The following is a 14,045-nucleotide window of genomic DNA, read 5'->3' on the forward strand; positions in this document are numbered from 1 at the left end:
GGCCCGCCGCGCCTCCCACCGCGCGCCGGGCCTCCTCGACCTCGGCCGGGTCGAGGAGGATGTCGATCCCGCCCGGGGCGTTGCCGAACAGCTCGGGGCGGGTGGCGCGCAGCCGCTCGTACAGAGGGTCGGGACCGGGGTCGGTCAGGGGGCTGGACGGTGAGTCGGACAGGGAGTCCGACGGAGAGTCGTGCAGCCGGTCGTGAGGACTTGCCACGGGCTCTTCGCACACGGGTTCAGTACTCCGGTTCAGTACTCCGGGATGTCGTCCTGGACGGTGGCCGAGCCGGTGGCGGCCGGCGAGCCGCCCTGCTCCCGGTAGCCGGGCAGCCGGCGCACCATGCCGTGGAACCTTTCCCACTCCCGGCTGCTGTCGAACCGGACCGCGGCCATCTCCCGGGCGAACTTCTGCTCGCGTCGTCCCTCCAGCCGGTTGCGGAGCACCAGTTGCACGGAGCCGCCGTACTTGGCCGAGACGCCGCCGAGGCTGCCCGCGACGCTCCAGGACTCGTCACCGGTGATCGCGGTGAACACCGCCCCGCCGACAGTGACGACGACCTCGATGACGGGCAGCCACTTACTGGCCCCGGTCCGCCGGTCGCCGCGGGCCTCGGCGAGGCGGACGATCTCGGAGTTGAGCCGGACGTAGCGCTCGAAGACCGGCCCGACACGCTCCTGGAAGGCCGCCGGGTCGGCGGTCAGCTCGTCGAAGGCGCTGACGTACGCGTCCCAGGGGTCGCTCTGGCGCAGGCTGCAGATGTCCTCCAGGGCGAGCGCGTCGACCGCGGACGGGGTGAGGGCGAGCCGGTCCTGCACCGTGGAGAACGCCTGGCGCTGCAGGAACAGCAGGAGCTGCTCCGGGTCGGTGACCGTCCCGCCCGCCGTCGTACGGACGTCGCGCCACTCCTGGAGCGCGACCCGCCGCAGGCTGCCGGCCGGAGTGAGCGGATACATGCCGAGGGCGTCGGCGAGGTTCACGTTGTAGATGAGGTCGAGGAGCTGTTTGATCTCCGCGGCGAACGGTTTGGCCCGGTCGTACCGGCCCTCGGAGACCGGGACCCCCGGCACCGTCACGAACTCCTCGTAGAGCAGGTTGCGCGTGACGAAGTCACCCCGGATGCTGAGCTCGTTGCTCCGCCGCACCACCTCGCCGATCCGCTCCGCGAACGCCTCGTACCGCTGCTCCGGCACCCCTACCTGCCTGGCCAGGAGGGGGATGTCCTTAGCGGTCAGCGCCTGCACGCGCGCGGCGAACGCGTTGAACAGCGCGCTCCTGGTCGCCTCCCGGTTCTCCTGGTCCTCCCAGGAGAACCGGACGCACTTCACGCGCTCGCCGGCCGGCATCCCTTCGAGGGTCTCCTGCCAGGCGGCGAACGCCCGCGCGTCGTAGTCCACTCCGGGGCGCGGGGGCTCGGCGGGGTCGCGCTCGGTGAGCAGGTAAGGCACCAGGGCCTCCTGCGCCAGCAGCTTCTGGTGCGCGCGGCGGGCCGCGCCGCCCTCCAGGAGATCGCAGCTCACGGCCGCGTTGTTGTAGAAGAACACGCGGTTGGCCACCACCTGGCGAGTGTTGATCAGACTGCGGAAGTACTCGGCCCGCACCTCCTTGTCCCGTACGCTCCCGACCTCCTGGAGCGACTTCCCGCGGGCGATCATCTCCTTGGTCAGCTCGGCGGTCACCCACTGGTTGTCCAGGGACTGCGCGATCACCGCGCCCGGCGCGAGGTCCGCCGGTCTCACCCTGACTGCCGCCTCGGTAGCTTGCCGGCCCATTCCTCCACACCCCCGGTCTCCGTCCCCCGGTGACGCTGTGCTCACGTCCGCATCCACGCTAGCCGTGAACCGGTGGCCCGGACCCGCCCTTGCGTCAACTGGACTGGTGTGCACGGTGGTTGCCGACCGATCCGCCGGCGTCGCGTCTTGCGTGGGGCGCCGCGTCCGAGGGCCTAGACGGTCTGTGCGTCCGAGGGCCTACGCGGTCGGCGCGTCGAGCGCGCGGGCCAGGGCCGCGATGGCCTCCGGCCCCACCCGGCAGCAGCCGCCCAGGAGGCGGGCGCCCGCCGCGCGCCAGGCGCTGACCCGCTCCGGGGCGAAGGTCGGCCGCCCCGTCCAGGAGCGGGCGGCGGCATCCCACTCCTCCCCGCTGTTGGGGTAGACCACCACGGGCTTACGGGCCGCCTCCGCCGCCGACCGGACCGCCTCGTCGGCATCCGCGGGAGTGCAGCAGTTCACCCCCACGGCGACGACCTGGTCGTTCCCGGCGGCCAGGGCGAACGCCTCGCTCAGCGGCTGGCCCGCGCGCGTGCACCCGCCCGCCGCGCTGTACGAGAGCCACACGGGCACCCCGCAGCCCGCCACGGCCCGCAGCAGCGCCTCCGCCTCCGTCACGTCCGGCACGGTCTCCAGCGCCAGGACGTCCGGCTCCGCCTCCACCAGCGCCTCGATCCGCGGCCGGTGGAAGCGCTCCAGCTCGGCGGTGCTCAGCCCGTACCGGCCGCGGTACTCGCTGCCGTCGGCCAGGAAGGCCCCGTACGGGCCGACGGACGCGGCGACCCACACGTTCTTCCCTGCTGCCTTCCCTGCTGCCTCCTTCTCCGCGGCGGTACGGGCCAGCTCCACGCTGCGGCGCAGCAACTCCGCCGCCTCCGGCCGGCCCAGGCCGCGGCGGGCGAAGCCCTCGAACGTGGCCTGGTAGCTGGAGGTGATGAGCACCTGCGCGCCCGCCCGCACGTACGCGGCGTGCGCCTGCTCGATCTGCCCGGGATCGTCGGCGAGCAGCCGGGCCGACCACAGGGCGTCGGACAGGTCGCAGCCCTGCGCCGCCAGCTGGTTGGACAGCCCGCCGTCGAGGACGAGCGGACCGCGCTCCAGCGCATCGGCCAGGGAAAGGGTGGGGGCGGGCGTCACGGGGGTGCTCCTCCGAGGGGACGGCTGCCGGGGCCGGAAGCCGGATGGGGCGGGCGTCAGCTCAGCTGGGACTGGACCTCGGAGGCGATCAGCTCCAGTTGGTCGAGGTCGTCCAGGTCCAGGATCTGGAAGTAGATCCTGGACGAGCCGACGGCCGCGTACCGGCCGATCTTGTCGACCACCTCGGCCGGGGAGCCGGCCAGACCGTTCTCCTTGAGCTCGTCCACCTCACGCCCGATGACCGCCGCCCGTCGCGCGACCTCCGCGTCGTCCTTGCCGACGCAGGCGACGAGCACGTTGGAGTAGACGAGGTCGTCGCCCTTGCGGCCGGCCTCCTCCGCGGCCGCCCGCACCCGGCCGAACTGCCGCTCGCTGTCCGCGACGGAGGCGAACGGGATGTTGAACTCGTCGGCGTACTTCGCGGCGAGGCGCGGCGTACGCTTCGCGCCGTGCCCGCCGATGAGCACGGGCAGCTTCTCCTGGGCCGGCTTGGGCAGCGCAGGGCTGTCGGTGAGCTGGTAGTACATGCCGTCGTAGTCGAAGGTCTTGCCCACCTCCGTCTCCCACAGGCCGGTGATGATGGCGAGCTGCTCCTCCAGCCGTCCGAACTTCTCCCTCGGGAAGGGGATGCCGTAGGCCTTGTGCTCCTCCTCGAACCAGCCCGCACCCAGGCCCAGCTCGACGCGCCCGCCGGACATCCGGTCCACCTGCGCCACCTGGATGGCCAGCACGCCGGGGAGCCGGAAGGTGCCCGCCGTCATCAGGGTGCCGAGCCGGATGCGGCGCGTCTCACGGGCGAGGCCCGCGAGGGTGATCCAGGCGTCGGTCGGGCCGGGCAGGCCGTCCGCGGAGCCCATGGCCAGGTAGTGGTCGGAGCGGAAGAAGGCGTCGAAGCCGAGGTCCTCGGTGGCCTTGGCGACCGTCAGCAGCGTGTCGTAGCTCGCCCCTTGCTGGGGCTCGGTGAAGATTCGCAGATCCATGCCTCCATCCTGCACTGCCGAACAGGCGTCAACCGACTGCGCCCTGCGCCCGTACACCCACCCCGGTCGGGTGAAATTCCCTCGCCCCCGCCGAGCGGGTGAGCCCCGGCCAGTGTCCGCCGCGGCCGGTGGTCGTTGGCTCGGGCGGAGCCGGACCGCCCGGCCCGCGCACCGGTGCACCCTGCCGGTGGCGACGATTGCAACACCGCTCTCCCGCACCGGGAGGGCCGGGGCCGAGGAGGCCGCGATGACCCAGGAAGCCGTGCCCGACGAAACGGCGCCCGCCCAGCCCGCCGCCGGACAGCCCGGCGCGCCGAAGGGCCTGCTGCAGCAGATGGAGGAGCTGATGGCCGCCCTCAACGCCGACCTGTCGCAGCTCGACGCGGACCTGCAGCCGCGCGCCGGACGTCCGGCGCCTGCCGGCGCATCCGCCGGTGCATCCGCAGATGCACCCGTCGACGCGTCCGTCGACGGAGGGGATGCCCGCTGATCCGTAGAGGGATCCGTAGAGAGATCCGTAGAGGGATCCACAGAGGGATCCACAGAGGGACGGGATGCCCGCTGACCGCCCGCGCCTCACGCGGCACCGCCCTCACGCTCTCGCGACGCGAGCCGTCTCTGTAACCAGCGCACTCTGTCGCTCGTCTCGTCGGCGGCGTCTATCGCTTCTATGCACTGCCAGTACATGGCGTCCTCGTCGGAGGAGCAGGCGACCCCCACCAGGGCGATGCCCACTTCCCCGAGCAGCCCGCAGAGCCCCGCCAACGCGCTCCAGGGATCGCGGACTTCGGTCAGCTGCCCGGCGCGTATCGCTCCGGCGCGCAGCGTCTGACGCAGCGCGCCGGACGCACGCGCCCCGGCCTCGCTCAGACTCCCCGCGGCGGCGCGGGCCTCGAAGGGCCCGTGGACCGCGAGGTGGCCGCCGACCGCTCCCGCGAGCGCCTGGGTCTGCCATGCCTCGGTGACGATGTCGTGGACGGCCCTGGCCTGCGCCAGGGCCGTCCGGGTGGCTCCGATGAGCCGCACTGCGTCCATGACCCGGTCCCCAACTTCCCGACTGCTCCGTGCCCGCACCTGCTCACTACCCAGAGTGATGACTAACCGCCGGAAACGCCAGGGGAATTCAGAAATCTGTGGATACCAGATGGGGTGTGGATAACTCAATCACTCCGGAGAGTGACGATTTGGCGAATCCGGAGCGCCCTCGTCCGCATTGGCACCCCCGTCCGGCACCGGGAAGCGCTTCTCGTTGCGTTCGATCTTCGCGGCGAGGGCGGCGGCCGCGTCGATGCCCAGCGCGTCGCAGAACTGCAGCAGGTACGCCAGGACGTCGGCGACCTCGTCCTCGACCCGCTCGGCCGTCCCCGGCCGTTCCATCACCCGCGCCGACTCCTCGGGCGTCAACCACTGGAAGATCTCGACCAGTTCCGCGGCCTCGACGCTGAGCGCCGCGACGAGGTTCTTGGGCGTGTGGTACGGCTGCCACCGGCGCGCGGCGGCGAAGTCCGCGAGGCGCCGCTGCAGCACCCGCAGCTCGCTGCCGCTCTCGCCGGCACGCTCATTTCCATGTTCAGCATTCACCCCCAAGATCTACCACCGAGACCCCGTCCGCCGGTGCACCCCCGTTCCCCGTGCCCCGCACCGCACCCACCAGCCGCACATGCCCCCGCTCCCCCATCCGTACCGCCAAGGTGAGCAGCTCGCGCGCCTGCCGGGCGTCCAGGCAGCGGTCGAAGCCGTCCGCGAGGACGGTGAGCGCCTGCCGCGCCTGCAGCACCTCTCCGACGGGGTCCATGTCGAGCACGCCGGGGCCGGTCATCAGCACCAGACAGAGCGCGAGGTAGCGCAACTCGCCGTCCCCGAGCCGCTCCAGAGGCGTGCCGTCGCCGGCCTTCCGCTCCAGCACGGCCTGCAGAAGGCCGCCGCTCACCTCCCGTACGCCCAGCCCGTCCACCGGCACGCGGCATCCGGCCCCCACCGCCGCCACGAGCGCCGCGTGACGGGTCGCGCACTCGTGGCGCGTACGGTCCAGGACCGCGGCGACGTTGTCGCAGGCGCCGCGCAGCATCCCGTCGCCGGCGGCGGCGGGCGTGCGCATGAGCTCCGGGCGCGGGTCACAGGCGAAGACCGCGCGCAGGGCCACGACGACCTGTTCGGCGGCGTCCAGGACGAGGCGCTGCCCGGCCGTCTTGCCCGCGACGCGCAGGGGCAGCAGGGCGGTACCGAGCCGGTCGTCCGGCAGGGGCGCCCGGGTGACGGGCACGGCCCCGGCGGTGTGCCAGGCGGCTTCCACGGCGCGGCGGCCCGGATCGCGCAGCGCCGTCGAGAGCAGGGTGCGGCCGCCGCCCGTCATCCGTTCTCCGACGATGCGGAGCTCGGGCTCGGCCTGCACGGCGACATCGACCCGCACGGGCCCGACCGGCCCCTCGACCGTACAGCCGATGCGGAAGCCGCGCCGCCCCTGGGCGTCCGGCCGGGCCTGCTGCGGAACGCACGCCCCGGGCCCGCCGTCGACGACGGACAGCGCCTCGTCCAGAGCATCACCACCGGCCAGCCGCGCGAGCACCCCGTACGCCTGGAGGGCACTGGACTTGCCGGACCCGCTCGGCCCCCGGAAGAGGGTCACCGGTCCGAGCGCGAAGGAAGCGTTGCGGTGCGATTTGAAGGCGGAGAGCCGTAACTCCGTTACGACGGGCCGCTGAACAGGGGAGGCCGCAGGAGGGGCAGCGGAAGGCGGGCCGGGGGAAACGTCCGGTCGGGCACAGCGAGTGTCCATGCCCGGACCGTATGTGTCAGATAATCAGCCAAACCGTTTCGGCTGATCACTTTTCCTACGATCGGGGTACCCCGATGCCACCTCCGTCCCTTCGGGGGTCAGCAGGAAGACGTTCGTGTCGACCCGGTGCATGCCACTGCCCAGGCCGAAGACGACACCACTGGAGAAGTCCAGGATGCGCTTGGCGACATCGGTGTCGGCACTGGTGAGGTCCAGCAGCACCGGCACCCGCGCCATCAGGTGCTCGGCGACCTCGCGGGCGTCCGCGAAGACCTGGACCCGCAGCACGACCATGCGCCGCTGACCGGCACCGGGCTCCTGCTCCTCCTCGGGCAGGGCCCGGTGATTGGGCCAGGAGGGCCATGCGTGGTGCCCCCGCAGCGGGACGACCTCGGCCAGCCCCTCCCACTGCTCATCGGTGGCCTCGGACCTGTTCACCGGCTCACCCCTCCGGGGAACGCGCTCGCTATATGCATCCCACAATCCTAGGGACAATCGTCACCCGTCGGGACCAATGACACGCTCGGGCACGGCGCGCTGCGGGAACAGCAGGGCCGGGGCGCCGGCGATCTGCCGGAGCAGGAGCTCGTCCGCGCCGTCGGCGGCTTCGGGCGCCGCACCGGAACCGCTCGCCCGACGGTACGTCCGGCCTGCCATGCGCGGTCAAGCCTTCTTCTCCGCGCCTTCACCGCCTTCATCGCGCACGGCGCTCCTGCACCACCGCGACACCGGACACCACCGGCAGTGCCGGCCCGGCCTGGCCTCCCACGTGTGGTCCGCGCGCCAGGGGCCGGCGTACCGCCGGAGCACGGCCTGCGCCTTCGCCAGGCGCTCGGGGTCCGTGGGGTCGATCACGCGGGCATCGGATCCGCCGGGCCCGAGGATCTCCACTTCGACCCTGGAACCGCCGGGGTCGCCGCCCAGCGCTCCTTGAGCCAGTAGCACGACGGCCAAGGCGAGCTGGGGGTACGCATCGAGGAGGTCACCGGCCGGGCGGGACGCTGCGCGCGTCGTCTCCAGTTCCCGCCACACCCAGGAACCGTCCTCGCGGTAGAGCAGATCGGGCTTGGCGACGACAAGGGCCTGAGCGGCTGTGTCGTGGACGGCGCGGATCGGCTCGGGCTCGGCTCGCTCGATGAGAGCGGCGTCCCGGAACGGGCAGGCGTCCACGTGGTGGAGGAGCATCCTGCGGCCCAGTTCGGCCTCCTCGTCGGGCACCCGCCACCGGCCACGCGTCCAGTTCGCCCCCGGAGCGGGCATGTCGGCCGCCGCGCAGGCCGGCCGTCCGTCGCGCCGGTGCAGCGCCTCTATCCACCCGTGCACGGCCTGACCCAGTTTCACCGCGTCGCCGTACCCGTCGGACTGCGGAAGGTGCAGGGAACGCAGAAAGGCCTGGGCCGGACAGACGGCGTGGTACCGGAGGTCACCGGCCGAGACCTTGCGCAGCGGCAGCTTCCGGGAGGGCAGGGCCAGCGCGCCCGGTGAGCGGCGCACGGCACCGCAACCGGTGAATTGCTTGCAGTCGGCACAGGCGGGGCCGGGCCGTTCGACGCCGCCCTTGACGACGCTCCGGACACGGGCGTCGCCGAAGTCGTCGTAATACGCCCTGACCTCGTCCACGCTGCCCTCGAACTGGATGTTGCGCGAGCCGTCCGCCAGTCCGGTCTCGACGACCCGTACGTGCGTGACCCGCGACGGCGTGGCGTGGAGGGCGAACTCCCGGGGCCAGCGGCGCGGCCACGAGGCGCTGGAGCCGAAGGCCGCGGTGTACGCGGCGATCGCGATCTCGCCCGGCGCCGACGCGCGGGCGCCGGCGTGCCTGAGCCGCCGGTACTCGCGCACGCTGCCGTCGGCCGACTGGTAGCGGCGCCACGACGCGTAGAGCTCCCAGCGCCGCCCGTTGTCCTTGCGCACCACCCAGTACGGCTTGACCGGGGTGAGGCCGTGCGGGTCCGGGCGGCCCGCGTAGAGCCGGACGGCGTGCTCGGCGTAGGCCAGGTGCCCGGGGTGCAGGGGCCGCGGCCGTTCGAGCAGCGCGTCGAGGGCCCGCTCAAGCGGCTCGCCTTCGAACTCGATCAGGTCCAGGACCTCGCACACGGGGCCGAGGGTGAAGGTCTCCAGGTGCTCGTGCGGCAGCCTCGACGGCACCCGCGCCCTGACGCCCGGGCGGGCCTCGGCCGCATCGCGGGCCGGACAGCCGGGCATCTCCTCCGCGCCGGCCCCGGTCCCCGGCCCGATCCGCACGAGGCTCTCGTCCCCCGTCATCCATTGCTGCATCTGCCATGCCGTGTAGTCCGCCATGCCCCACCCTTCCTGCAGGAACGCAGAGTTCGGCCGGCCCGGGCCGAGGTCTCGGCGGGCCGCGCACCACCGAGCGTAGCGCAGAACTTTGGAACTCCTTGGAGCATCTTGGAATTCAATGGCCGGGACGCTATGCTGGGCGCATGACCGCATCGCTGGAAGAGCTGGAGGAGCACCTGTCACGGCTGCGCGCCCAGCTGCGCGAGGCGCGGCGCGCCCGTGACACCGTCGCCGCTTCCCGCATCCGCGGTGAGCTGCGCGAGGTGGAGACCGCTTGGGAGCGGGCACTTGACGCCGAAGAGGCGGCCGCGGGCACCTCGGGGGAGGAGCCGGCCACGCGCGACATCGCCCTGCGCGCTCCGGCGTCCGCCGCGCCCCCGGCCCGGGGGCGGCAGGAAAAACGATCCGTGCAGGGCGCCGTTCCCATCCGGGAACAGGTCCACCAGTCCCTGACGCTGCTCGGGGCACCGGCCTCCCCGAAGCTCATCTCATCCGTGTACGAAGCGTTCTTCACCGAACCGCTCGTCGCCACCAAGCTCGCCTCGCTCCGCCGCGACGAGGAACGGTCCTTCAGCGCACAGGGTTACGCCCGCCCGTACTACATCTGCGCGGCCCTCACGCATGACCGCCTGACGCCCGCCCGCGGCCTGCTGGCCGTCTCGGTCTGGCCCCTGGAGCGGCGCATCATCGCCCCGCTCAGCCAGCGCGCCGACTTCCTGACCCACGCCGTCGGCACCGCGGAGCAGATCCAGCGGCTCAGCGCGGCGGGCCATCCTCCGTCGGAAGCCGCCTGGCAGTTGCTCGGCCGATTCGCGCTCAACATCCCCGGCGCGTGCGACAGCGACGATCTCGACCCCGAACGGGTGATCTCCGCCGCGCGCCTTGAGGCGGCCGTGCATCAGCAGGCCGACGACACCCAGCGCCGCGCGTCCGCGGAGCGCGCACGCACCCAGCTCACCGACGGTCAGCAGCTCTTCGGGGCCGCCCCGCTGCACAACACCCTGCGCAACGCGGGTCACGTCACTCGCTGAGCCGCACACCGGGATTCCTCCCGTACCTCCACGGAACTTCGTATAAGAAGAGAAGATGCCTCCGCAGCACCCCTTCGAGCCCTCCGACGGCAGGCTCGCCGCACTGCGCGGTCCACGCCCTCCTCAGCCGTACACCGCGCGCAAGATCACTGCCCTCACCGCCAATCCGGCGTGCTCCCGCCGCGCGGTCCTGGATGCCGCAGGCATCGACAAGGCGCTCCTGGCCCAACGCATGGGATACGAACCCCGTTTCGGTCAGTCCCCCTTCGCCATCGCGCGCGAGCAGGCCTTCGAAGCCCTGGTGAAGTGGGGCGGCTACGCGGAGCTCGTCCGCCTGCTGCGCGAGCAGCTCAACGCCCCCGTCGAGGAAGCCGCGGTCGCCGATCTGAACGACGTGGGCGGTGACACCTCCGTCGTGCGGCGCGCCGGCGAAACCCACCGTCTCCTGAAGCACCTGGCCTCCGGCAGCGACGCGCGGCTGATCCTCGACCGGCCCGTCCTCACCCTGGAGGTCGCCGGGCAGACGGCCTACCTGGAACCCCACGCACTGACCCACCGCGTCGGCGGGAAGTTCTACGTGGCCGAGATCCGCTCGTTCCCCGCGATCGACGGGCAGGCGAACCCGGCGGCCGTCGCTCAGACGGCGAAGCAGGCCGCCGTGTCCGTGCTCGCACTGCACCACGCCTTCGAAGCCCTCGGCCTGGACACCGGGCAGATCGCCCACGAATTCCTGCTCATCTGCCCGAAAGACTTCTCCAACCGGCCCTACGGACGGCTGGTGGACCTCAGGCAGGAGCTCGACGCCCTGCGCTTCCAGCTGACCCGGCTGCGCCGCGCCGACCAGCTGGCGCTCGGCCTCCCGCCGACAGCGACCCTCGACACCGACCGCGAGGAGACCGAACTCACCGCCTCCGTAGGGGCGCTGGACGCCTCCTACACGCCCGACTGCCTGTCGTTCTGCGAGATGGCACGCTACTGCCGCGACGAGGCGACGGAGTGCGCCTCGCCCACCCGGCTGGGCAGCGTGGTGCGCAACGCCCTTCCCGGCATCGACTCCACCCGCACCGCCCTCGGCTACCTCGGCGGAGTGCACGAGCCGGGGCCCGCGGAAGCCGCCGCCGTCGTCCAACTGCGCGCCGCCGAACGGCTGCGCCGGCTGCGCCGAGGGGATGTCGCATGAGCCCGCTCGCCGCCGTGGCCCGCTTGCACGCCACCGAAGCCGGACGCGCCGAACGGCTGACGACGGTGCGCCACGAACACCTGGAAGAGCGCCCCTTCGTCCTGGTGCCGCTGACGCTCGCCGGGGAGGCCTGCGCTCCCCTGGCCGCCCTCGCCGGAACGGATCCGGACCACCCGGTGCTCCTGACCGTACGGCAACCACGTGACCGCGCCGAACGGTTCCGCTTCGTGGAGCGCCTCGCGGGGCTCCTGCTTCCGTACATCGAGGCGTGCCGCACGGCTGAGACGGATACGTACACCGCCGGCCGCGGCAAGGAGAAGGAGGAGCGCCGGCGGTTCCTGCGCGCGCCGCAGCTCCTCGTGCCGAACGGCGAAGGCATCGCCTACGTCCGGCTGCTCGGCCGGCTGACCAGGATGCGCGCCGTCGAAGGACCGCACGCCGTGGACCCGTCGGTGCCCGCCCTCGGCAAATGGCTGACCTGGTTCGCCGACCGGGCGGAGTTCCCGGGTTCCTGCCTGCTCCAGGCCGCGACCCGGCTGCTCGCCGCCAACTGGGCCACCGGGCAGAGCCCGTCCGAGGACTCGCACCTGGCGTCTCTGCTCGCCTGGATCGACCCGCCTCCCGGACGCAACGGTGCCGAGGCCGCCCGGGAGACGGAGGACCCGACGCGGTGGCCACCCGCCGGTCCGGCGACCGATCCGGTCTTCGACCGCACCCTGATCGAGCTCATGTCCCGCTACGACGAGGCGCAAGGCCGCGGAAGGGAGGCTGCCGGGCGGCAGATCGACCGCGAGCTGGAGGCCCAGATGCTGCCGACCTGGCAGCTGGTGTGGCGCGGCGTGGACCTGCTGCGGGCGCTGCCGGCCGGCGAGCACGTCACGGAGCGCTGGGCGTACGACCGGCGCCTCTTCACCGAGTACGCCGCCTACCTCGACGACGACGGCCGCCCGCAGGCCCGCCGCGATCACGCCGTCGGCGCGGCCAGGCGCTTGGCGCGCCTGGAGGAGGCGACGGCGCGGTACGACGCCCAGCGGGCTTACGACGACCCGCTGGTGATGGCGGAGTACGAACTGGCGGGCGAGGCGTTCACGGGCGAGGTCGTGGCCCGGGATGAGGACCGTTTCGTCCCGGGCACGCGCCCCGGGTCCACGCTGTGGCGTCCGGCGGTCACCGTGCGCAGCGAGCTGCCCGTACGCCTCGCTGCGGGCAAGGAGGTCAAGAGCCCCGCGCGCCCGGGACAGAAGGCCGAGATCGTCGAGGTCCTGCCGGACGGTGACGCCCATCTCGTGGTGGTCCAGCTGAACGGCGGATTCGGCAAACGCAAGCCACCGGCTCCTCCGGGCACGCTGGCCGAGGTCGGCGAGACCGTCATCTACACCTCGGCCGATCCCAAGGCCATGCCGTCCGTCCTGCCCGACGACGAGGACACGCCGTGGACGCACGGTGGTCCGCCGCAACCGTACGAACCCACCGAAGACGACGCGGAGGAGAGCTGGGAATGACAGCCGCCCCGGCACCCGAAACCGATGCCACGCCCGGTGCCCGCGCCGACAGGGCGGTGGCGGGCATCCTGTCGAGCCTGGACACCACCACCGGCCGGGGTGTGGTCGTGGACTCCCCTCCCGGCGCCGGCAAGTCCACGCTCGTCAAGCGCGCCACCGGCCACCTCACGGCGGCCGGCCACCAGCTCATGATCGTCGCGCAGACGAACGAACAGGTGGACGACCTGGTCGACAACATCGCCCGGGAGTACCCCCACCTGGCACTGGGCCGTCTGCACAAGAAGGACTTCACGCTGCCCGAGCGCGTGCGCCGGCACGCCAACGTGACGGGCAGCAAGGACGTGACCGACCTGCGCGACTTGCCCGTGGTGGTCTCCACGGCGAAGAAGTGGTCGCACGTGAGCGCCGACAAGTGCGCCCCGTGGCGCTGGGCCATCGTCGACGAGGCGTATCAGATGCGGTCGGACGCCCTGCTCGCAACGGCTCCGCTGTTCGGCCCCGAGGACTCACGGGTCCTGTTCGTGGGCGACCCCGGCCAGCTCGACCCCTTCGCCACCGTGGAGACCGACCGGTGGCACGGTCTCACCTGGGACCCGCTGCGCAACGCCGTCGACGTCACCCTCGCCCACAACGCGGACCTGGAGCGCCACCAGCTGCCCGTCTCGTGGCGGCTGCCGGAGATGGCAGCGCCACTCGTCCAGCAGGCGTTCTACCCCTTCTATCCCTTCGTCTCCGGCACGCGGGCCGCCGACCGCGTCCTCACCTACAGCAGCGCCGCACACCGCGCGACTCCCCGGGACACCGTTCTGGCCCGCGCCGCGGAATCCGGCTGGGGCCTGCTGGAGCTGCCCGCCCGCCACACCCTCGACGACGACCCCGAGGTCGCCGAAGCCCTCGCGGCGACGGCGGCACGTCTCCTGGAGCGCGGCACCCTGGTCAACGGCGAGCCGCTCGCCGAGTCCCGCATCGCGATCGGCGCGGCGCGCACGGTCCAGGTGGACGCGGTCCGGTCCCGGCTGGCCGCACGCGGTCTCACGGCCGTCACCGTGGACACCGCCAACCGTCTCCAAGGCCGTGAGTTCGACGTGACCCTCGTCTGGCACCCGCTCTCCGGCCGCCAGGACGCCTCCGCCTTCCACCTGGAGACCGGCCGTCTGTGCGTCCTGCTCTCCCGCCACCGGTTCGCCTGCGTCGTGGTGGCCCGTGCCGGCATCACCGACCTGCTCGACCGCCACCCGCGCAGCAGTCCCGTCTACCTGGACGTGCCGCCGAAGTTTCCGGACGGGTGGCGGGCGCACCAGGTGGTCATGGAGCACCTCAAGGACGTGACGGTGTCCTCCCCGGCGGCCTGACCACGCCGGCCCGGCAGGG

General features: G+C 72.6%; 14 protein-coding genes and 1 pseudogene. 5 read left to right on the forward strand and 10 right to left on the reverse strand.

The window, feature by feature from the left end:
* The 4 genes and pseudogenes from ACSNOH_RS12360 to ACSNOH_RS12375 form a co-directional block, all read right to left on the reverse strand.
* Window positions 1-217 (reverse strand): annotated as a pseudogene (locus ACSNOH_RS12360) (hypothetical protein); the annotation flags it as partial.
* A gap of 32 nt (window positions 218-249) precedes the next feature.
* On the reverse strand, window positions 250-1,737 hold the full coding sequence (locus tag ACSNOH_RS12365) for a hypothetical protein (RefSeq protein WP_436721313.1): 1,488 nt from the start codon (window positions 1,735-1,737) through the stop codon (window positions 250-252).
* A gap of 231 nt (window positions 1,738-1,968) precedes the next feature.
* Complete coding sequence (gene mmuM / locus ACSNOH_RS12370; protein WP_436721314.1) at window positions 1,969-2,904, reverse strand: homocysteine S-methyltransferase; 936 nt, start codon at window positions 2,902-2,904, stop codon at window positions 1,969-1,971.
* Window positions 2,905-2,960: 56 nt separating this feature from the next.
* Window positions 2,961-3,884: an LLM class F420-dependent oxidoreductase gene (locus tag ACSNOH_RS12375; RefSeq protein ID WP_436721315.1), complete on the reverse strand. Its 924-nt coding sequence runs from the start codon at window positions 3,882-3,884 to the stop codon at window positions 2,961-2,963.
* Between the two features lie 247 nt (window positions 3,885-4,131).
* On the opposite strand from ACSNOH_RS12375, the gene ACSNOH_RS12380 reads away from it, so the two are divergent.
* A complete protein-coding gene (locus ACSNOH_RS12380; protein WP_436721316.1) occupies window positions 4,132-4,374 on the forward strand; it encodes a hypothetical protein in 243 nt (80 codons plus the stop codon).
* An 86-nt stretch (window positions 4,375-4,460) separates the two neighbouring features.
* On the opposite strand, the gene ACSNOH_RS12385 is transcribed toward ACSNOH_RS12380, so the two are convergent.
* From ACSNOH_RS12385 to ACSNOH_RS12410, 6 genes are all read right to left on the reverse strand, one after another.
* Complete coding sequence (locus tag ACSNOH_RS12385; RefSeq protein WP_030365992.1) at window positions 4,461-4,919, reverse strand: DUF6099 family protein; 459 nt, start codon at window positions 4,917-4,919, stop codon at window positions 4,461-4,463.
* Between the two features lie 129 nt (window positions 4,920-5,048).
* Window positions 5,049-5,417 carry a nucleotide pyrophosphohydrolase gene (locus tag ACSNOH_RS12390; protein WP_436721334.1) on the reverse strand — a complete coding sequence of 123 codons (369 nt, stop codon included), beginning with the start codon at window positions 5,415-5,417 and terminating at the stop codon, window positions 5,049-5,051.
* Window positions 5,418-5,454: 37 nt separating this feature from the next.
* Complete coding sequence (locus ACSNOH_RS12395) at window positions 5,455-6,660, reverse strand: ATP-binding protein (RefSeq protein WP_436721317.1); 1,206 nt, start codon at window positions 6,658-6,660, stop codon at window positions 5,455-5,457.
* Window positions 6,661-6,684: 24 nt separating this feature from the next.
* Window positions 6,685-7,098 (reverse strand): cell division protein SepF, encoded by a 414-nt coding sequence (locus ACSNOH_RS12400; protein WP_436721318.1) that lies wholly within the window; start codon window positions 7,096-7,098, stop codon window positions 6,685-6,687.
* 60 nt (window positions 7,099-7,158) lie between these two features.
* Entirely contained in the window at window positions 7,159-7,317 is a 159-nt protein-coding gene (locus ACSNOH_RS12405; protein ID WP_436721319.1) for a hypothetical protein, read from the reverse strand.
* A 6-nt stretch (window positions 7,318-7,323) separates the two neighbouring features.
* Complete coding sequence (locus ACSNOH_RS12410) at window positions 7,324-8,961, reverse strand: PD-(D/E)XK nuclease family protein (RefSeq protein ID WP_436721320.1); 1,638 nt, start codon at window positions 8,959-8,961, stop codon at window positions 7,324-7,326.
* 143 nt (window positions 8,962-9,104) lie between these two features.
* On the opposite strand from ACSNOH_RS12410, the gene ACSNOH_RS12415 reads away from it, so the two are divergent.
* From ACSNOH_RS12415 to ACSNOH_RS12430, 4 genes are read left to right on the forward strand one after another with little or no spacing between them, the layout of a single operon-like run.
* On the forward strand, window positions 9,105-9,992 hold the full coding sequence (locus ACSNOH_RS12415) for a hypothetical protein (protein WP_436721321.1): 888 nt from the start codon (window positions 9,105-9,107) through the stop codon (window positions 9,990-9,992).
* A gap of 55 nt (window positions 9,993-10,047) precedes the next feature.
* Complete coding sequence (locus tag ACSNOH_RS12420; RefSeq protein ID WP_436721322.1) at window positions 10,048-11,172, forward strand: hypothetical protein; 1,125 nt, start codon at window positions 10,048-10,050, stop codon at window positions 11,170-11,172.
* Window positions 11,169-12,674 carry a hypothetical protein gene (locus ACSNOH_RS12425; RefSeq protein ID WP_436721323.1) on the forward strand — a complete coding sequence of 502 codons (1,506 nt, stop codon included), beginning with the start codon at window positions 11,169-11,171 and terminating at the stop codon, window positions 12,672-12,674. Before ACSNOH_RS12420 ends, ACSNOH_RS12425 begins: the two co-directional genes overlap by 4 nt.
* Window positions 12,671-14,026, forward strand: a complete 1,356-nt coding sequence (locus ACSNOH_RS12430; protein WP_436721324.1) for an AAA family ATPase — start codon at window positions 12,671-12,673, stop codon at window positions 14,024-14,026. The genes ACSNOH_RS12425 and ACSNOH_RS12430 overlap by 4 nt, the downstream gene beginning before the upstream one ends.
* The last annotated feature ends 19 nt before the right edge of the window (window positions 14,027-14,045 follow it).

It is taken from the genome of Streptomyces sp. URMC 127, from assembly GCF_051386535.1.
Classification (GTDB): domain Bacteria; phylum Actinomycetota; class Actinomycetes; order Streptomycetales; family Streptomycetaceae; genus Streptomyces.